The organism is Mesorhizobium sp. M4B.F.Ca.ET.017.02.2.1 (assembly GCF_003998955.1).
Lineage (GTDB): Bacteria > Pseudomonadota > Alphaproteobacteria > Rhizobiales > Rhizobiaceae > Mesorhizobium > Mesorhizobium abyssinicae.
In genome coordinates this window covers 1-17,754 of the sequence record NZ_RZOF01000101.1, presented here as the reverse complement: position 1 = coordinate 17,754, position 17,754 = coordinate 1, and the positions used below count along the sequence as shown (strand labels likewise).

The 17,754-nt window shown below is 63.9% G+C and carries 19 protein-coding genes and 1 pseudogene; 12 read left to right on the top strand and 8 right to left on the bottom strand.

Annotated elements, in window-relative coordinates:
- Positions 1-142: 142 nt before the first annotated feature.
- The 8 genes from EN738_RS14790 (at position 143) to EN738_RS14755 (ending at position 8,297) form a co-directional block, all read left to right on the top strand.
- On the top strand, positions 143-1,300 hold the full coding sequence (locus tag EN738_RS14790; RefSeq protein WP_127284327.1) for a D-alanyl-D-alanine carboxypeptidase family protein: 1,158 nt from the start codon (positions 143-145) through the stop codon (positions 1,298-1,300).
- A gap of 63 nt (positions 1,301-1,363) precedes the next feature.
- Positions 1,364-2,038 (top strand): dTMP kinase, encoded by a 675-nt coding sequence (tmk, locus tag EN738_RS14785; protein WP_127284328.1) that lies wholly within the window; start codon positions 1,364-1,366, stop codon positions 2,036-2,038.
- The gene (locus tag EN738_RS14780) at positions 2,035-3,090 is read left to right on the top strand and encodes a DNA polymerase III subunit delta' (protein ID WP_127284326.1); all 1,056 of its coding nucleotides are present in this window, start codon (positions 2,035-2,037) and stop codon (positions 3,088-3,090) included. Before tmk ends, EN738_RS14780 begins: the two co-directional genes overlap by 4 nt.
- An 83-nt stretch (positions 3,091-3,173) precedes the next feature.
- A complete protein-coding gene (metG, locus tag EN738_RS14775; protein WP_127284325.1) occupies positions 3,174-4,724 on the top strand; it encodes a methionine--tRNA ligase in 1,551 nt (516 codons plus the stop codon).
- Entirely contained in the window at positions 4,724-5,518 is a 795-nt protein-coding gene (locus EN738_RS14770) for a TatD family hydrolase (RefSeq protein WP_127284324.1), read from the top strand. Before metG ends, EN738_RS14770 begins: the two co-directional genes overlap by 1 nt.
- A 3-nt stretch (positions 5,519-5,521) precedes the next feature.
- Positions 5,522-6,343 carry an MBL fold metallo-hydrolase gene (locus tag EN738_RS14765; protein ID WP_127284323.1) on the top strand — a complete coding sequence of 274 codons (822 nt, stop codon included), beginning with the start codon at positions 5,522-5,524 and terminating at the stop codon, positions 6,341-6,343.
- Positions 6,344-6,419: 76 nt separating this feature from the next.
- Entirely contained in the window at positions 6,420-6,707 is a 288-nt protein-coding gene (locus EN738_RS14760) for a DUF1330 domain-containing protein (RefSeq protein WP_127310506.1), read from the top strand.
- Between the two features lie 213 nt (positions 6,708-6,920).
- Entirely contained in the window at positions 6,921-8,297 is a 1,377-nt protein-coding gene (locus EN738_RS14755; protein ID WP_189605847.1) for an ISNCY family transposase, read from the top strand.
- A 228-nt stretch (positions 8,298-8,525) separates the two neighbouring features.
- Here the strand turns inward: EN738_RS14755 and EN738_RS14750 are convergent, their stop codons facing one another.
- On the bottom strand, positions 8,526-9,344 hold the full coding sequence (locus EN738_RS14750; RefSeq protein ID WP_127284320.1) for a DUF3658 domain-containing protein: 819 nt from the start codon (positions 9,342-9,344) through the stop codon (positions 8,526-8,528).
- A 128-nt stretch (positions 9,345-9,472) separates the two neighbouring features.
- Between EN738_RS14750 and EN738_RS14745 the strand changes: the two genes are divergently transcribed.
- Both EN738_RS14745 and EN738_RS14740 read left to right on the top strand, forming a co-directional pair.
- The gene (locus EN738_RS14745) at positions 9,473-10,384 is read left to right on the top strand and encodes an agmatinase (protein WP_127284319.1); all 912 of its coding nucleotides are present in this window, start codon (positions 9,473-9,475) and stop codon (positions 10,382-10,384) included.
- A 105-nt stretch (positions 10,385-10,489) separates the two neighbouring features.
- Positions 10,490-10,882, top strand: coding sequence for a GFA family protein (locus EN738_RS14740; RefSeq protein WP_127284318.1), 393 nt, complete (start codon positions 10,490-10,492; stop codon positions 10,880-10,882).
- A 32-nt stretch (positions 10,883-10,914) separates the two neighbouring features.
- Here the strand turns inward: EN738_RS14740 and EN738_RS14735 are convergent, their stop codons facing one another.
- Positions 10,915-12,432: a winged helix-turn-helix domain-containing tetratricopeptide repeat protein gene (locus EN738_RS14735; protein ID WP_245494531.1), complete on the bottom strand. Its 1,518-nt coding sequence runs from the start codon at positions 12,430-12,432 to the stop codon at positions 10,915-10,917.
- Positions 12,433-12,567: 135 nt separating this feature from the next.
- Between EN738_RS14735 and EN738_RS14730 the strand changes: the two genes are divergently transcribed.
- Positions 12,568-12,795, top strand: a complete 228-nt coding sequence (locus EN738_RS14730; protein ID WP_127284316.1) for a DUF1127 domain-containing protein — start codon at positions 12,568-12,570, stop codon at positions 12,793-12,795.
- 58 nt (positions 12,796-12,853) lie between these two features.
- On the opposite strand, the pseudogene EN738_RS14725 reads toward EN738_RS14730, so the two are convergent.
- The 6 genes and pseudogenes from EN738_RS14725 to EN738_RS14700 form a co-directional block, all read right to left on the bottom strand.
- Positions 12,854-12,958: pseudogene (locus tag EN738_RS14725) on the bottom strand (glutathione S-transferase family protein); the annotation flags it as partial.
- Positions 12,955-13,731, bottom strand: a complete 777-nt coding sequence (locus EN738_RS14720) for a pyrroline-5-carboxylate reductase (protein WP_127284315.1) — start codon at positions 13,729-13,731, stop codon at positions 12,955-12,957. The gene EN738_RS14720 and the pseudogene EN738_RS14725, both read right to left, overlap by 4 nt.
- 33 nt (positions 13,732-13,764) lie before the next feature.
- On the bottom strand, positions 13,765-14,637 hold the full coding sequence (locus tag EN738_RS14715) for an aldose 1-epimerase family protein (protein WP_127284314.1): 873 nt from the start codon (positions 14,635-14,637) through the stop codon (positions 13,765-13,767).
- A gap of 293 nt (positions 14,638-14,930) precedes the next feature.
- Complete coding sequence (locus EN738_RS14710; RefSeq protein WP_127284313.1) at positions 14,931-15,647, bottom strand: Bax inhibitor-1/YccA family protein; 717 nt, start codon at positions 15,645-15,647, stop codon at positions 14,931-14,933.
- A gap of 21 nt (positions 15,648-15,668) precedes the next feature.
- The gene (locus tag EN738_RS14705) at positions 15,669-16,439 is read right to left on the bottom strand and encodes an anti-sigma factor (protein WP_127284312.1); all 771 of its coding nucleotides are present in this window, start codon (positions 16,437-16,439) and stop codon (positions 15,669-15,671) included.
- Positions 16,436-16,954: a sigma-70 family RNA polymerase sigma factor gene (locus tag EN738_RS14700; protein WP_189340757.1), complete on the bottom strand. Its 519-nt coding sequence runs from the start codon at positions 16,952-16,954 to the stop codon at positions 16,436-16,438. Before EN738_RS14700 ends, EN738_RS14705 begins: the two co-directional genes overlap by 4 nt.
- A 193-nt stretch (positions 16,955-17,147) precedes the next feature.
- On the opposite strand from EN738_RS14700, the gene EN738_RS14695 reads away from it, so the two are divergent.
- Positions 17,148-17,754 (top strand): aminotransferase class I/II-fold pyridoxal phosphate-dependent enzyme (locus EN738_RS14695; protein WP_127284310.1); only part of this gene is annotated, 607 nt, incomplete at its 3' end.

Genomic DNA, 17,754 nt, shown 5'->3' with positions numbered 1-17,754 from the left:
GCTGAAGGCCGCCTGGTCGCACGGCGCGCCGGACGCGCTCGTCGTGCGCGACTGATCTATTTCAACCGCACGGTTGATCCGCCGGAAAAAAGCCTGATAGCTTCACCGAAATTGCCAATACCGGCTAACAGGTCGAGCCTTTATGCAGTTGCGCCTTTTCCCGCCCCTCGCAGGGCTCTGCCTTTTGCTGCTTTCCCTGATTCCGGCCAATGCGCAGCTTTTCGAGACCAAGGCGGCGCAAGCCTTCATGATCGATGCCGACACCGGCACCGTGCTGTTCGCCAAGGATTCCGACAAGCCGATCCCGCCGGCCTCGATGGCGAAGCTGATGACGATGGAAGTGGTCTTCAACGCCATCAAGTCAGGTCGCACGACGCTCGATGACACATTCGTGGTCAGCGAGAACGCCTGGCGCACCGGCGGCGCGCCGTCGGGCACCTCGACCATGTTCGCCAAGCTCAAATCGGCGGTCCGCGTCGAGGACCTGATCCAGGGCGTGACGGTGCAGGCCGCCAATGACGGCTGCATCGTTCTGGCCGAAGGCATGGCCGGATCGGAGTCCAATTTCGCCGCGCAGATGACCGAGCGCGCGCGCCAGCTTGGCCTGCCGAAATCGACCTTCGTCAACTCTACCGGGCTGCCGGCCGACGGCCAGCAGACAACAGTGCACGAACTGGCGCAGCTGGCGCTGCATCTCTGGCGCGATTACCCGGATTTCTTCCATTACTACGGCCAGCCGGATTTTACCTGGAACAAGATTACCCAGAGAAACCGCAACCCGCTGCTGGCCATGGGCATCGAGGCCGACGGCTTCGTCGCCGGCACGAGCGAGGCGGCGGGCTTCGGCATTGTCGGCACGGTCAGCCACAATGGCACGCGCGTCATCGCGGCGATGAGTGGGCTGGCGAGCGACCGCGAACGGTCGGAGGAAGCGCGCAAGCTGCTCGACTGGGGCGTCCGCTCGTTCCAGAAGACCGAGATCTTCGCCAAGGACGAGGTGGTCGGGGAAGCCCAGGTGTTCGGCGGCGCCAAATCCGGCGTGGCGCTAAAGGCGAAGGGACCGATCGATATCTTCCTGCCGATCGCCAACCGCGACAAGCTGACGGCGAAAATCGTCTATGACGGCCCGGTCTCGGCGCCGGTGGAGGAGGGGCAGCCGGTGGGCAAACTGCGCGTCTGGATCGGCGACACGCTGAGCCAGGAGACGCCGCTCTTCGCCGCCGAAACGGTCGGTGTCGGCACGCTGCCGCAACGCGCGCTCGATGCCGCCAAGGAACTGGCCGTCGGCTGGCTGCGTTAGCTCGTGGACCTTTTCTCAGACGAGGGCTATGACAGCGTCGAGCACGGGCAGAGGCTTTTTCTGGTGGCGAGCGGATTTTTCATCACCTTCGAAGGCGGCGAAGGGGCAGGCAAGTCGACGCAGATCGAGCGGCTGGCAAAGCGGATGCGTGCCAAGAAATACGACGTCCTCGTCACCCGCGAGCCCGGCGGCTCGCCGGGCGCCGAGGCAGTTCGGCACGTGTTGCTTTCCGGCGCTGCCGAGCCCTTCGGCCCGAAGATGGAGGCGCTGCTGTTCGCCGCCGCGCGTTCCGACCATGTCGAGCAGGTCATCCGACCGGCAGTGGAGCGCGGATCGATCGTGCTTTGCGACCGCTTCATCGATTCCTCGCGTGTCTACCAGGGCGTCACCGGCGGTCTGGATCCGGCCTTCATGGAGACGCTGGAGGAGGTCGCCATCAACGGCATGGTGCCCGACATGACCCTGGTCTTCGACATCGATCCGGCCGAAGGCCTGCGGCGCGCCACAGCCCGCCGCGGCGCCAATGACGGTCCAGATCGTTTCGAGAAGGAAACGCTCGATATCCACCGCCGCAGGCGCGATGCTTTCCTCGCCATCGCCGCCGCCGAGCCGGGGCGCTGCATCGTCATCGACGCCTCCGCCGACCCGGACACGGTGGAAAACGTCGTCACCGCCGCCGTCTTCGCCGCGCTTGAGACGATGACGCCGGCCGAGCAGCGGCAGACAGCCCCGGCATGATCTTCGAACGCATCGCCCCCGAGCAGCACGACACGCTGGACGGCGTGCCGGAACCGTCCGAGACGGTTCGCCTCATCGGCCACGGTCAGGCGGCTTCCATGCTCGCCACTGCCTATCGCGCCGGCAAACTGCCGCATGCGCTGATCCTCGCCGGACCCGTCGGCATCGGCAAGGCGACGCTCGCCTTTCACCTCGCGCATCATCTCCTGAAGCACCCGGCATTCGAGCGGGCGCCGGACGTTATCGCTCAGCCGGACCCGGCCTCATCGCTGTTTCGCCAGATCGCCACCGGGGCGCATCCTTCGGTGCTCCACCTGACCCGGCCGGCGAACGACAAGACCAAGAGCTTCAAGACGGTCGTCACCGTGGACGAGATCCGCAGGGTCAGCCGCTTCCTGTCGATGACCTCGCATGACGGCAGCTACCGGGTCGTGATCGTCGACCCGGCCGACGACATGAATACCAATGCCGCCAACGCCTTGCTCAAGAATCTCGAAGAGCCGCCGGCGCGCACGCTGTTCATCCTCATCGTGCATGCCCCGGGCAGCCTTTTGCCGACGATCCGCTCGCGCTGCCAGATGGTGCGCCTGACGCCGCTCGGCGACGAGGAACTGATGACCGTTCTGCAAGGCATCGAGCCGCCACCACCCGAGGAGCCTGCGGCGCGCGCGGCACTTGCCGAGCGGGCAGGGGGCAGCGCCCGCAACGCGATCCTTCTGACGCAGTATGGCGGGCTGGAGATCGCCGCCGCGCTCGACGCCCTGGTTGCGGCGAGGAAGGGCGACGTCGCCGGCGCCCACCGGCTGGCCGAGGCGGTTGCCGGCCGCGACCAGGCGATCCAGTTCGACATCTTCAACCGACACGCGCTCGACCTGTTGTCCTCACGCGCCAGCGAGGCGGCACTCGCCGGCGATCTCGCGCGGGCCAAGGCGCTGTCCGAAGCTTGGCAGGAAGCCCAGAACGCTATATCTGAGACCGAGACCTACAATCTCGACAAGAAGCAGCACGCTCTGATCATGATCGACCGCCTGAATTCTGCGATGCGAATGTGATGGCCCGCTCGGGATGGCAATCGCCATGCCGATAGGATATCCACCCCCACAACTCACATTCAGACTTTCATGACGGTTCATTCATGTCACGCGACACATTCTACATCACGACCGCGATTTCCTACCCGAACGGCAAGCCGCATATCGGCCATGCCTACGAACTGATCGCCACCGACGCGCTCGCCCGCTTCCAGCGCCTTGACGGCAAGCAGGTCTTCTTCCTCACCGGCACCGACGAGCACGGCATCAAGATGCTGCAGACGGCGCGCAAGGATGGGCTCTCGCCGCGCGAACTCGCCGACCGCAACTCAGCCGAGTTCAGGCGCATGGCGGCGGTGCTCAACGCCTCCAATGATGATTTCATCCGCACCACCGAGGAGCGCCACTACGCGTCCTCGCAGGCGATCTGGAAGGCGATGGCCGCCAATGGCGATATCTACAAGGGCGGCTATGCCGGCTGGTATTCGGTGCGCGACGAGGCCTATTACGGCGAGGAGGAGACTGAGGTCCGCGCCGACAACGTTCGCTACGGGCCGCAGGGGACGCCGGTCGAATGGGTCGAGGAAGAGAGCTATTTCTTCCGGCTTTCGGCCTATCAGGACAAGCTCATAGCGCTTTACGAAAGCCAGCCCGACTTCATCGGCCCCGCAGAGCGGCGCAACGAGGTGATGAGTTTCGTCAAGTCAGGGCTGAAGGACCTGTCGGTCTCGCGCACCACTTTCGACTGGGGCGTGCCGGTGCCCGGCGACGAGAAGCACGTGATGTATGTGTGGGTCGACGCCTTGACCAACTACATCACCGGCCTCGGCTATCCCGATGAAAACGATGACAAATGGAAGTTCTGGCCGGCGGATGCCCATATCATCGGCAAGGATATTGTGCGCTTCCATGCGGTCTATTGGCCGGCTTTCCTGATGTCGGCGGGAATCCCGCTGCCCAAGCGCGTCTTCGGCCACGGCTTCCTGTTCAACCGCGGCGAGAAGATGTCGAAATCGGTCGGCAACGTCATCGACCCGTTCACCATGGCCGAGCACTACGGCGTCGACCAGGTGCGCTATTTCTTCCTGCGCGAGGTGCCGTTCGGCCAGGACGGCAACTACAGCCATGAAGCGATCGTCAACCGCACCAACGCCGATCTCGCCAACGGGCTCGGCAATCTGGCACAGCGCTCGCTGTCGATGATCGCCAAGAACTGCGGCGGCGCGGTGCCGACGCGCGGCGAACTGGCGGAGGCCGACACGGCGATCCTCGATCAGGCCGTGGAGGCTCTTACGGTGGCGCGCAGGGCGATGGCGGAGCAGAGCATCCACCTGGCGCTGGCGGCGATCTTCGGGGTGGTGGCGGAAGCCGATCGCTATTTCGCCTCCCAGGAGCCTTGGGCGCTGCGGAAAACCGATCCGACGCGCATGGAGACCGTGCTGTGGACGACGGCCGAGGTCGTGCGGCGGGTGACGGTGCTGTGCCAGCCCTTCATCCCGGGATCAGCGGCGAAGCTGCTCGATCTGCTGGCGGTGCCGGCGGACAGGCGCGGTTTCGAGCATGTCCACGCCGATCACGCGCTGGTGCCAGGCACGCCGCTGCCGGCGCCGGAGGGCGTTTTCCCGCGCTATGTCGAGCAGGATGCCAAAGCCTGATGCTCATTGACAGCCATTGCCATCTCGACTTTCCGGACTTCGCCGAGGAGCGGGCGGCGATCGTCGCCCGCGCCCTGGCGGCCGGCATCGCTCGCATGGTGACGATCTCGACGCGCGTGAAGCGTTTTCAGCAAATCCTTGAAATTGCTGAAACTTTTAACGAGGTCTATTGCTCCGTCGGTACCCATCCGCACAATGCGGCGGAAGAGCTCGACGTGACCACCGACGAGCTCGTGCGGCTCTCCGCACACCCCAAAGTGGTGGCGATCGGCGAGGCCGGGTTGGATTACTTCTACGACAAGGCGCCGCGCGATGCGCAGGCGCAAGGCTTGCGCACCCATATCGCCGCGGCGCGCCAGATCGGCCTGCCGCTGGTCATCCATTCGCGCGATGCCGACGACGATATGGCCGCCATCCTCGAGGACGAAACAGGGAAGGGCGCCTTCCCCTTCATTCTGCATTGTTTTTCGTCCGGGCGCCGGCTGGCCGAGGTCGGCGTGGCGCTAGGCGGCTATGTCTCGTTCTCCGGCATTCTGACTTTCAAGAACTCGGCCGAATTGCGCGCCATCGCAGCCAACGTGCCGCATGACCGGCTGCTGGTCGAGACCGATGCGCCTTATCTCGCGCCGATCCCGTTTCGCGGCAAGCGCAACGAGCCGGCCTATGTCGCCAACACCGCCAGGGTGCTGGCCGAGACGATTGGCGTCAGCGAGGCCGAGATAGCCGCTATCACCACGGACAATGTCTTCCGGCTGTTCCGGAAGATGCCACGCCCCGAAGCGCCGGGCGCCTGACAAATGAGCGATCGGCTGCGCCTCACCATTCTCGGCTGCGGCTCGTCGCCCGGCACACCGCGCATCACCGGCGACTGGGGCAATTGCGATCCCGCCAACCCCAGGAACCGGCGCATGCGCACGGCAGCACTGGTCGAGCGGATCGCCGCAAACGGCGCGCGCACGACCGTCGTCGTCGACACCGGACCGGACTTCCGCGAGCAGATGCTGCTGGCGTCGGTCAGGCGCATCGATGCGGTCGTCTACACGCATCCGCACGCCGACCATATCCACGGCATCGACGATCTGCGCGGCTATGTGCAGGAGCAGCGCCATCTGATCGACATCCATGCCGATCAGCCGACGATGCAGCGCCTGCGGCAAGCGTTCGGTTATTGTTTCGAGACGCCGCCCGGCAGTTCCTATCCGCCCATCGTCAGGGCGCATCTCATCGACCACGCCAGGCCGATCGTGATCGAGGGAGAGGGGGGTGCCCTCACCCTTGAGCCGCTGCCACAGACCCATGGCGACATCATTTCCCTCGGCTTCCGCGCCGGCGGGCTTGCCTATTGCCCCGATATCAGCGACTTCCCCGACGCCACGGCGGAAAGGCTGCGCGATCTCGACACGCTGGTCATCGACGCGTTGCAGTACAATACCCATCCGAGCCATCTGTCGCTTGGCCAGGCACTGGGCTGGATCGAGAGACTGGCACCGAAAAACGCCGTGCTGACCCACATGCATGTGCCGCTGGATTACGCCGTCGTGATGGCCGAGACGCCCGACAATGTGGTGCCGGCCTATGATGGGATGGTGATCGAAATTCCTTATGAGTCAGCGAGATAGGACGAGCTGTTCAGAAGCGCGTTCCGCTCTATGGCTCGATTGTGTTAACGTCGCGACTTTCAGAGGAGAAGGCACCATGGCAGCCTATCTGATTGCTGAGCACAAGATCGCGGATCCGGCGGCATACGAGGAATATCGCATAAAGGCCTTGGCTGCCGTCGATCGCTTCGGAGGCAAGTTGCTGTTGCGTGCTCGAAGCGTCGAGGCCCTTGCGGGCTCGTGGCAGCCGGACCGGCTCGTCGTGCTTGAGTTTGCCGATATGGCGTCTCTCAAGGCCATGCATGATTCACCTGACTACCAAGCCCTCATCGGAATCCGCAACGTTGCGGCCGCCAATGTGCTGCTTGCAATTGAAGCCGCTTAGATCCAGCCCCTCGGTCGCTGTGACGACGGCTGAGGGCGCTGAAATCGGCAGCAATTTCCGCCTTTTGGCCAACGCATAAGTTCCATAATCTATCTTATGCGACTTTCTGATGTAGGCGCAAAGTTAAAATGTCCCACTTCTGCAAAGTAGGAATGTCGCTTCCCCTTTGCTGGATGCCATTCTCCCAGGCGCGGTTTTTGAGGGAGACAGCTGGTGGGATTGGTCCTGATGAGTGAACGCGAGCTCCAACGCATCGAGGTGCTGTCGAGGGTCGCTGATCGGCGGATGACGACCATCGCAGCGGCGCATGTGCTTGGGTTGACCAGGCGCCAGGTGCAGCGGCTTTTAAGGACGCTTCAGGTCGACGGAGCTTCGGGACTTCGCCATAAGGCGCGCGGCCGGCGTTCGAACCATCAGATTATCGACGGCATTCGGGACTTCACTCTATCGCTCGTGCGCGAGCATTATCTGGACTTTGGGCCGACGCTTGCGGCCGAGAAGTTGGCCGAGGACCATGGTGTGACGGTGTCGCGCGAGACGCTGCGCAAATGGATGGCTGAGGCCGGAATCTGGCTACCGCGCAAGCACCGTCGGACATTCCACCAGCCACGTTTGCGTCGCGAAGCCTACGGCGAGCTGGTTCAGATCGATGGCAGCGAGCATCGATGGTTCGAGGAGCGGGGTGCTCCATGCACCCTGCTCGTCTTTATCGACGACGCGACTGGCAAGCTTCAGCAACTTCGTTTTGTGAAGTCGGAGAGCACGTTCTCCTATTTCGAGGCGCTAGAGTTCTACCTGAAGGCACATGGCTGCCCGGTTGCGTTCTATTCCGACAAGCACACGGTGTTTCGGGTGGCGAAAGCCGAGGCTCGTGCCGGCCGCGGCATGACGCAGTTCGGACGCGCCTTGTCTGAGCTCAACATCGAGATCCTTTGTGCCAATTCCAGCCAGGCCAAAGGCCGGGTCGAACGGGTCAATCGGACGCTGCAGGATCGGCTTGTGAAGGAACTGCGCCTTGCCGGCGTTTCGGACATTGAAGAAGCCAACGTTTTCCTGCCGGCCTTCACAGCCGACTTCAACGAGAAGTTCGCCAAGGTCCCTGCCCGGCCGGACAATCTGCACCGCGCCTTGAACATGCCGCCGGATCGGCTGCGTGACGTGCTGTGCAAGCGTGAGCAGCGTTATGTCGGTCAGCAATTGTCATTCTCCTACGAGCGCATTCAGATCATGCTCGAGAAGAACGACATCTCATGCGGACTGGTCGGCAAATACGTCGACGTCTACGAGTTCGCCGACGGCCGACTGGACGTTCGTTGGAAGGCGTGCTCGCTCCCCTATACCGTCTTCGACAAGGAACAGCGCGTCACGCACACAGCGATCACCGAGAACAAGCGGCTCGGCGAGGTTCTGTCCTGGATCAAGGCGCAGCAGGATGAGGCGCGGCCCGCGCCGAAGATCAAGACCAACAGTGAGCAGAATGCCTACAGGAAGCGCGGGACGAAGGCGGGAAGAAGGACTGATTTCACCAAGGATCCAGAGGTGATCGCGCGGCGAGAACGGGCACTGACTGGGTTGGCTGCTGCCGAATGAATCCAGCTCTCAAACCTAAAGTCGGGGAGCGCCACTGGAACGCACCCGATCGGGCTGTGCAACCCCGACCAGCTGACGCCCGATCGGGCGCTCATGCTGGAGCCAGGGAAACGCGTCACTGTTGCATTTCTAACTTGCTGCGCCCTGCCCTTCAAACGGGCCTTGGCGACATTTCTACTTTGCTGAGAGCGCGACATCCGAACTTGGTTGCAACATCTGATGTGTAACTTATCCGGTCCCGCTCGCCAACCGTACGGAGCTGTTGCGCATCCGCACGCCGTCGCCCTTCATCTCAAAAACGCCCTCGTCGGCAAGTGCTCGGACGCGAGACCAGAGCACGAGATCTCCACAGTGAAGGCCATCGTCCCACAAAGCGACAAGGATTTTGGCGACGACAAGACTGCATTTCTCCCAATCGTCCGTCACATGTGACGTCACCGCTTTATCGAAATACCTGATGGGCTCTGAATGAAGGCCAAGGTCGGCTTTGACGCGAAAAGCTGCATTCTCGGCACGAAGCCTTTTCCATAAATCGCGGTAAACCTGCAACTCCCTTCCGGTCAAAGTCGTCTGACGTTCCAAGAGCCGTGCTCTGATAATGCTATCTGACGGCACTTGCCCGAACGATCCTGCCCGCCAGGTCGTAGATTCGGACCCATCGGACCTCCGAGTGAACTCGACCTCGGTTATGTCGACCACTCGAAATGGATGATCGCCAATCCGCGAAACAAATTCGAGGAAGCCAGCAAATTCCATAGCGCTTTGCCGACATACCCATACGACCGGCGCGATGTCCCTGCCCGTTGCGCGGCTCCAGAAAAGATCGGTCTCTTGTTCGAGGTCCGGCTGCCTTTCGAAGCCCAATATGTCTTCCATCCATCGGGCGCGAATATCTGCCGCGGGCGGGTCGATAGGGCCAAAGCTCAGGTCGTCCGGCAACCCGATGACGGTTGCGTTCAGGCCCATATGAGCGAGGGACCAACGCAGGCTGCCGGCGGCCGACGTATTGAAGACCACGTGAACAACAGGTTTTTGAGGCATTATCATCTACAGACGCCACTGCTCGTCGGAGTCATTAAGGCACGATCGCGTAAAGTATTTCAAAACTCCAGGGTGAAGTAACTACCTGCCCCAAGCCGCTGGCGCCCCAACTTACAACGAAGGTCCACAAAGAAATGACCGCTTCACCTTCCTTTCTCGGCTTTCCCGATCACCTCGCTGATGGCCATTTGCCACGCGCGGTCATCTTCGGAGCCGGTCACGGCAGTACCTATCCCGGCAAGGACAGCAGCGGCTATGCCTTGGCTGCCGATGCCATCCGCGCTGCGAGCCAGGATGACGCTCGTTTGGTCGAGCACTGGGATTTCGATCTCGGCGGCCCGCTGTTCGACGGCAAGCCGGTCTGCTGCGTCGACATTGGCAACATCTCGACCACCATGCATGACAATGCCGCAAACCGTACACGGATCGAGGCGAAGACGCGCGAGGTCCTGGCATTGCCGGCCGTGCCGATCCTGCTCGGTGGCGACGATTCCGTGCCTATTCCCTTCCTTGCCGGCTTTGCGGGTCACGGACCGGTCTGGATCCTGCAGATCGACGCGCATATCGACTGGCGCGACGAGGTTCATGGCGAACGCCATGGCTATTCGAACCCGATGCGCCGGGTGAGCGAGATGGCGCATGTCGCAGGCATGGTACAGGTCGGCATCCGTGGCGTCGGCAGCGCTCGCCTTGCCGAAATCGAGGCGGCCCGGCGCTTTGGCAGCCGTCTCGTGACGGCCCGCGAGGTCCACGCCCGGGGCGTCGAAGCCGCCCTCCAGCATATTCCTGAAGGAGCGCGGGTCGTCGTCACCCTCGACTGCGACGGCCTCGATCCCTCTATCATGCCCGGCGTGGCGGCGCGGTCGCCGGGCGGCCTCACCTATACGCAGGCGATCGACCTGATCGCGGGGCTCGGCCGGCGGGCCAGGATTGCTGGGTTCGATCTTGTCGAGCTCTATCCGCCCGCCGACATTGACGGTCTGTCAGCGCTCATCGCCGCACGCCTTCTCGTCAATATGGTCGGCACCATCGTCCGGCAGGTTTGAAATGCCGGCTCCCGACGATCCGGCGTCCCTGCCGCGGCGGCATTGCGACGACGGCGCCGTTCGTTGTAGCCATGCCGAGCGCTTGATTTTGGAGGAGACGGGAGCATGGACCTGTTCACCGGCGGCTGCCTGTGCGGGAGCGTTCGAATTGTGGCCTCGGGTGCCCCATACCGGGTCGGCGTCTGCCACTGTCTCGATTGCCGCAAGCATCACGGGGCGCTGTTTTACGCCGCCGCGGTGTTCCCTCAGGAGGCGGTGACGATCGACGGCGAAACACGCGACTACGCCGGACGCTACTTCTGTCCGCGCTGCGGCTCGTCTGTTTTCGCGCGCACCGCAGACGAGATCGAAGTGCATCTGGGGTCGCTGGACGCCCCGGACCAGCTGCTGCCGACCTACGAGCTGTGGACCGTCCGCCGCGAGTCCTGGCTGCCGCCGTTTCCGGTCAGGAAACGATACGACCGCGATCGTGACGCCAAGGATCGCCTCGAGGGGTAGATCGCAACCATCTGGGTGGTCGCGCCGGCGGCTCAGTCCGGAAGGCCGGCCTTGCGGAAGCCGTCGACGAAATGCTCAAGCGTGGCAGTGTCGCGAAACGGCTCGGTCCACACCCAGTGGCTGGTCGTGAAATGCGGGTTGGCGACCAGAAACATTTCGACCTCCGCTCGCGCCTCGTCGAGTCGGCCGAGCTGGGCAAGGCTTGCCGCCAGGAAACGGCGCGAGCTTGTGCGATAGGTCTCTTCCCGGCGCAGCGTCTCGATGGCGGCTTCGTAGCCGCCGGCCGCGTATTGCGCCTGGCCGAGCGTCAGATAGTACCAGCTTGCCGGAAACGGGTTCAGCCGGAACGCCTTGCGGATCTGCTCCAAGCCCTGCTCGACCTGCCCGGCCAAGGTCGTGATGTCGGACAGCGTCGCCCAGGCGTCGGCTTCGTTGGGGTCGAACTCGAACGCCTTGGCGAATTCCGTATCGGACTCGGCGAAGCGGCGCTCATAAGCCAGCAGGTTGGCGAGCACCCAGCGGCAGCCGGCATCGTTGGGATCGATCGCCACGGCCTTGCGCGCCAGTTCCAGAGCAACGCTACGGTTGGGCTCGATGGGTTCGCCCCAATGCACCCATCCCATCCAGTGGTTCATGGCAAGCCAGCGATAGGCCTCGGCGTAGTCCGGATCGAGCGCAACGGCGCGCGTGAGCATCAGATGCGCCTCCCGCGCCGCCTGCGGCGAACTATCGATCAGCTTGCGCGCCCGCACACAGAGGTCATAGGCCTCGAGATTCTTCGGCCGATTGCGCGGCAGCGGGGCGCGCAGCCGGCCGAGCAGCGCCTCGACGATCTTGGCCGTCACCTCGTCCTGAACGGCAAAGATATCTTCCAGGCTACGATCGAAGCGCTCCGCCCACAGATGCTCGCCGCTCAGCGCATCGACCAGTTGCGCGTTGATGCGCACGCGCCCGGCGGCGCGTCTCGCGCTGCCCTCCAGCAGGTAGCGCACGCCAAGATCCTCGGCGATTCCGCGCACGTCCATCGCCCTGCCCTTGTAGGCAAAGACCGAGTTGCGGGCGATGACGAACAGGCCGGCATTGCGGGACAGGTCGGTGATCAGGTCTTCAGTCAGCCCGTCAGCGAAGGATTCCTGCTCGGGATCGCTGCTGAAAGCGACGAAGGGCAGCACGGCTATCGAGGGTTTGTCGGGCAGCGGCAAAGGCTTCCGTTTCGCGCCGCCAAGCTGCTCGATGGCCCCAGTGAAGCGGTAGCCGACGCGCGGAACGGTGGAGATCCACTCGCCGCCATCGGCGGCCGGACCAAGCAGCTTGCGCAACTGCGCGATCTGGACGGTGAGATTGCCCTCCTCGACCGCCGTGCCCGGCCACGCCGCGTCCATCAACTCGGCCTTGCCAAGGATTTCGCCGGGCCGACCGACCAGTGCCGCAAGCAGCTTCAGCCCGCGGTAGCCGAGCGCAACGGGATCGTCGTCCCGAAGCAGCGTTCCCGCATCCGGATCAAGCACGAATGGACCAAAGGCAAAGCGCGATCCCTGCATAGGGCGCATCTATAGCCCGTTTGGAACTTTTGAGAACTATTTGGGAGGGCTTAATTACGCCGCCGTCCGCATGCTGCAGAATTCAACCTCTTTCAGGTCGAAGGCTCCCAACCGCATGGGGCCTCAAAACCATAGGAGGTTGCCATGAACGATACTCTTGCGACGATCCAGCATTGCGTAGTCCGGCCAGGGCGGCCGTTGCATCGCCAAACGACCCTGCGTGGCATGATCGCCACCTGGCGCGAGCGGGCGCGCTTTCGCTGGGACCTCAAGCGAATGGCGGAGACCAATCCGCATCTGATCGACGATATCGGCCTGACCAACAGGCAGGTCGAGGAAGAGATCGCCAAGCTGCCCTTCTGGCAGCGCTAGGGCGGATGCCGGTCGGATATCAGGCCGGATCGCCCTCGCCTCCTGGCGGCGGCGGTTCCGGTGCGAATGGCGCGGCGAATTCAAACTCGATCTTGGCGCCAAGGTAGCGAGCCACCGCGACCGCCAGCCGAGGATTGGGATTGCGGCTGAAGTAGAGTTTCATTTCGTGTCGCCCGTGATGCGCCGATGGATGCCGTCCAGGCTTTCGGCAAATGCTTCGAACATGTTATGGGCCGTGAGCTCGCGCAGAACCTGCTCGTTGATGCCGCCGCGCGTCGCATAGTCTTGCGCCAGATGTCTGAAATCCGCGTCGGGCGACGTCTCAGGAGCGGCGCCCAACGCCTTGAAAAGCGAGGCGATATAGTCGCGGGCTATCCCCTCCCCAACGCCGTGACGCGTGAGCCAGCTGTGGATGGTCTCGAGGTACTTGAAGTAGCTGGCATAGGTCGCGGTCGCGACGCTCAAGGCGTCGAACTCGCCGGCATCCGCGACCTCGATCACCTTCCCCAGCCTGCCGAACAATGCGCCCGCGCCTTGATCGGGCGGACAGATGATCGTCGCCCCCAGCCGGTGCGCGATCATCGGCATGGGAAGCGCCTTCGTCACGTTCCCGGCTGGCGCGGTCAATCTCTCTATGTCCTTGAGGGACAAAGTGGCGATCAGGCTGATCAGGCGATGGTCGCGCCGGAAGCGCAACGCCGACAGCACGTCGTGCGCAATCTGCGGGCGGACCGCGAGCATGACCGTTTCGCTATTGTCGAGAACGGCCTGATTGTCGCTGGCGATGCGAACATCCGGGTAGCGGGAGGCAAGGCTCGCGGCGATGTCTTCGTTCCGGGGCGAAAGCAGAATGGAAACAGGGTTCTCCGCGAGGGACTTGAGCCCGGTGACGATGGCGGCCGTGAGCGCGCCTGTGCCGATGAAGCCGAGTTCCATGGGATGCCCCCCAAAATTGGTTCCGTGATCATATCAGTCCAGATGGATCTGATAGCTCAGAACACGCGTCGCGGCTGGCGGGATCAGCATCACGCCCGGCTTTTCGGTGAATTCGCCGTCGAAATCGACGGGGCTGGCAAGACCATGCCAGGGCTCGATGCAAAGGAACGGCGCTCCGCCCGGCCTGGACCAGATGCCGAGCTCCCGAAACCCCTGCCAGGATATCTCAAGCGCCGGTCCGTGCCCGGCGGCGTAGCGCACATTGGCGCTGGCTGGCCGATCGATGATCACGGCGTCCTCCTCGAACAGGCTTTCGGAGAGCGCCAGTATCTTGCCTTTCACTGGCGTCGGCTGTGGCGTTGGCAGCAGCAGGCCGTCTTTGAGGCGGCGGATCGGGGCGCTTTCGTCATTGGCGAATCTAAGCTGATAGGCTGTCTTGGGCAGATCAGGCAGAAGCGGCCAGTTGAACGCCGGATGCCCGCCGATCGATGCCGGCAGCGTCTCGCCGCCGGTGTTGGTAATCGTGAAGCTGACGTCGAGTTGCCGAAGCCGCAGGCTGTAGCTTATGGCCAGATGAAAGGCGAAGGGATATTGCTCGCGGGTCCCCGCATCGTCGGTCAGAAGCAACGTGCAGGACCGGGGCCCCTGCTCCGTCCATGCAAAGCGCCTGTCGCGGGCAAAGCCATGCTGCGCCATCGGATAGGATCGGCCGCGGTGCCGCAGTTGGTCGCCCTTCAGCCGGCCGACGATCGGGAACAGGATCGGGGAATGGCGCTTCCAGGCCGGACCGGCCTGCCACAGAAGCTCGGTTCCTTCACTGTCGCGCAGGGAGACCAGTTCGGCACCCTGCCTGACGATGGTCGCCGAGATGCCGTCGCCGTGAAGCGTAAGGCTGTCCTGTTCCATGCGCCCTCGCTTAAGCAATTCCAGGAAAGTGTGTAACGGTTTTCCGTCCGGAATTGCGCAGAAACAAATGGTTGGAGCGGTTCGGCGATCCCATGAAGCGCCGAACCGCTCTGGTGTGACCGGCAGGCTAGCAAAAGGCCGCGCGTGAACTCAAGAGCAGCGGAGTGCACGGCAGTTCGCCAAGCGGCGACGAACGATGCACGGACCCGAGCGCCAGTTTGCCCTCAAAGAAATGGCCGGAGATTGCCCTCCGGCCCCGGCAAGGTGAGACCTGTTGCCTGCTACGGTTCGGCCTACTCGCGCTCGCCGGTGAAGTTCAGCAACAGCTGGAAGATGTTGACGAAGTTCAAATAGAGCGAGAAGGCGCCGAAGACGGCGAGCTTCTGCTGCGATTCCGCGTCGAAATTCTCCGCATACTGCTCCTTGATCGTCTGCGTGTCCCAGGCGGTGAGGCCGATGAACACGGCGATACCGATCACCGAGATGGCGAACTGCAGCGCGGTCGAACCGAGGAACAGGTTGACGAGGCTGGCGATGACCACACCGATCAGGCCCATGATCAGGAACGACGAGAACTGCGTCAGGTCGCGCCTGGTCGTGTAGCCGTAGAGGCTGGTGGCGCCGAACATGGTGGCGGCGATGAAGAACGTGCGCGCGATGCTGGTGCCGGTGAAGACCAGGAACACCGAGGCCAGCGACAGGCCCATCACCGCGCAGAAGGCCCAGAACATGGCCTGCGCGCTCGCCGCCGACATGGTCTGCATGCGGAACGAGAACAAAAGCACGAAGGCGAGCGGCGCCAGCATCACCACCCATTTCAAGGGGCTGGAGAAGATCGGCACGTAGAGCGCGGGCGTCGACGCCACGGCGAAGGCGATGGCGCCGGTGACGACCAGGCCAAGGCCCATATAGTTGTAGACGCGCAGCATGTGGCGGCGCAGGCTCTCGTCGTAGCGGGCGCCCGTTTGGGCGCCGCTGCCCACGCGATATCCCAGGTTGGGGGTGTTCATGTTCGGTCTCCTTGGTTGATCTCAGTAAAGCGTGCGGGCCAGCGTCTCGGCGGCCCGGTCGAGGTCGCGCGCATCGCTTCGCGCGACGACGGCGTAGGCCACCTCGCCGATCTGGAAATAGGCCGAGGAAATGTCGCCCGAGGGCGCGAGGGCCGGCTTCACCACGTCGAAAGTCCCTGGCCTGATCGCGAACAGCGAGACCAGTCCGAGATCCCTGGTTTCGAGCGCCATCTCGACGCTTGGGCCGAAGCGCGACGGATAGATCTGCACATCGCGCACCTTCCAGTCGCCGGGCAGCGACGGCATGACGATCGCGGTCGCGGCGCGGATCTCGCCTGGATTGTAGTCCGGCGCTTCCCGCTGGGAGGTCATCGCCTCGCGCACCAGCGTCGTCCGGTGCGCCCTCACCGCTTCCTCGACATAGGCGGGCGGCTGCGTGGAAGCGACGACCTTCGTCACCGCGACCGGTCCGAAAATGCCATTCGCCAGCCAGCCGGCCGCGATCAGGATCGCCGCCGCCGCGGCGCGCTGCAGCACCCCGAAGATGCGGTCGCGGCCAAGCCCGCGCTCCAGCCGTCGTGCCGCCTCGGTCGTTGCCGGCCGCGCCATTCCCTTGGCGGCGAGCGCCACACGCAGCTCGTCGCGCGTCCTGAGATCGGACATCACGCGCGCGGCGGCTTCCGGTCGGGTGGACAGGAACGCCTCGACCTCGATACGGCGGGCCACCTCCAGCTGGTCGTCGACATAGGCATCGAGATCAGCATCGGTCACGGGATCGAGCATTGCGTTCATCGCTCACCTCTCACGATCCTGAGATGGTTCCTGCCCGCGGGCGCTGCGTCTTCCATCTCGCGCAGCGCGGCGCGGGCCCGGCCGATGCGCGACATCAGTGTTCCCAGCGGCACGCCGCTGACCTCCGCCGCCTGGGCGTAGCTCAGCCCCTCGATGGCGACGAGATGCAGCGCCGAACGCTGCTCCTCCGGCAAAGATAAAAAGGCCGCCCGCACCTGCGCCAGACGGACGGAGTGGTCCTGTGGCGCTGGGGAGGTGCTGTCGGCAAGATATCCGGCCTGCTCGATGCGCGCGGCTTCCGACCGGCGCGAGCGGACACCGTCGATGAAAGCGTTGTGGACGATCGAGAGCAGCCAGGCGCGCAGGTTGCTGCCGGCGCGAAAGGTGCCGCGCCGCTCATAGGCGCGCACCAGCGCGTCATGCACCAGGTCCTCGGCCTCCGTGGTGTCGCGCGTCAGCGAGCGCGCGTAACGCCTCAGCGAACCCAGCTGTCCGACTATATCGAAGCGTGGCATCGACCGTTTCATGCCCTGTTTACGGAGCAGGGCAAGGTTTTAATCCCCAACGGCGCATTATTTTGTCCCAGGCAGCAGCCGTTTCATCGCCCCGCGGGCCGCGCTGCCCGCCGTCTTCAGTGTGGCGCAGAGGAAAAGCGCTGGCGAAGCGGGGCCAATTTGCGTATCACTCCGCCGCCATTGGAGCCTTGCGATGTTCGAAACCCTGCAGCCCGCCCCCGCCGACAAGATCCTTGCCCTCATCGGCCTCTACCGCGCCGATCCGCGTCCGGGCAAAGTCGACCTTGGCGTCGGCGTCTACAAGGATCGCGACGGCAAGACGCCGGTGATGCGCGCCCTGCGCGAGGCCGAGAAGCGGCTGCTGCAGAGCCAGGACACCAAGACCTATCTCGGCCTTGCCGGCGACACCGGCTTCAATGCCGCCATGGCCAAGCTCACCTTCGGCGACAAGGCCGACCTTTCGCGCGTCCGTACCGCGCAGGCGCCGGGTGGTTCCGGCGCGCTCAGGCTGGTGGCCGAGTTGCTGAAGCGGACCCGCGCCGACGCCACTGTCTGGCTGTCCGACCCGACCTGGCCGAACCACATGCCGGTGATGCGCGCGGCCGGCCTGCAAATCCGCGACTACCCCTATTTCGACGCCGCTTCCGGCGCCGTGCGTTTCAGGGACATGCTGGCGGCGCTGCGGACGGCCGAGCGCGGCGACGTGGTGCTGCTGCATGGCTGCTGCCACAACCCGACCGGCGCCAATCTCGACGCCGCGCAATGGGCGGAAGTGGCGGACCTGGTCGTCGAGCGCGGCC

Coding starts and splice junctions, on each gene's coding strand:
- EN738_RS14790 (WP_127284327.1), top strand. CDS start 143: ATGCAGTTGCGCCTTTTCCCGCCCCTCGCAGGGCTCTGCCTTTTGCTG.
- EN738_RS14780 (WP_127284326.1), top strand. CDS start 2,035: ATGATCTTCGAACGCATCGCCCCCGAGCAGCACGACACGCTGGACGGC.
- metG (WP_127284325.1), top strand. CDS start 3,174: ATGTCACGCGACACATTCTACATCACGACCGCGATTTCCTACCCGAAC.
- EN738_RS14770 (WP_127284324.1), top strand. CDS start 4,724: ATGCTCATTGACAGCCATTGCCATCTCGACTTTCCGGACTTCGCCGAG.
- EN738_RS14765 (WP_127284323.1), top strand. CDS start 5,522: ATGAGCGATCGGCTGCGCCTCACCATTCTCGGCTGCGGCTCGTCGCCC.
- EN738_RS14760 (WP_127310506.1), top strand. CDS start 6,420: ATGGCAGCCTATCTGATTGCTGAGCACAAGATCGCGGATCCGGCGGCA.
- EN738_RS14750 (WP_127284320.1), bottom strand. CDS start 9,344: ATGATAATGCCTCAAAAACCTGTTGTTCACGTGGTCTTCAATACGTCG.
- EN738_RS14745 (WP_127284319.1), top strand. CDS start 9,473: ATGACCGCTTCACCTTCCTTTCTCGGCTTTCCCGATCACCTCGCTGAT.
- EN738_RS14740 (WP_127284318.1), top strand. CDS start 10,490: ATGGACCTGTTCACCGGCGGCTGCCTGTGCGGGAGCGTTCGAATTGTG.
- EN738_RS14735 (WP_245494531.1), bottom strand. CDS start 12,432: ATGCGCCCTATGCAGGGATCGCGCTTTGCCTTTGGTCCATTCGTGCTT.
- EN738_RS14730 (WP_127284316.1), top strand. CDS start 12,568: ATGAACGATACTCTTGCGACGATCCAGCATTGCGTAGTCCGGCCAGGG.
- EN738_RS14720 (WP_127284315.1), bottom strand. CDS start 13,731: ATGGAACTCGGCTTCATCGGCACAGGCGCGCTCACGGCCGCCATCGTC.
- EN738_RS14715 (WP_127284314.1), bottom strand. CDS start 14,637: ATGGAACAGGACAGCCTTACGCTTCACGGCGACGGCATCTCGGCGACC.
- EN738_RS14710 (WP_127284313.1), bottom strand. CDS start 15,647: ATGAACACCCCCAACCTGGGATATCGCGTGGGCAGCGGCGCCCAAACG.
- EN738_RS14705 (WP_127284312.1), bottom strand. CDS start 16,439: ATGAACGCAATGCTCGATCCCGTGACCGATGCTGATCTCGATGCCTAT.
- EN738_RS14700 (WP_189340757.1), bottom strand. CDS start 16,954: ATGCCACGCTTCGATATAGTCGGACAGCTGGGTTCGCTGAGGCGTTAC.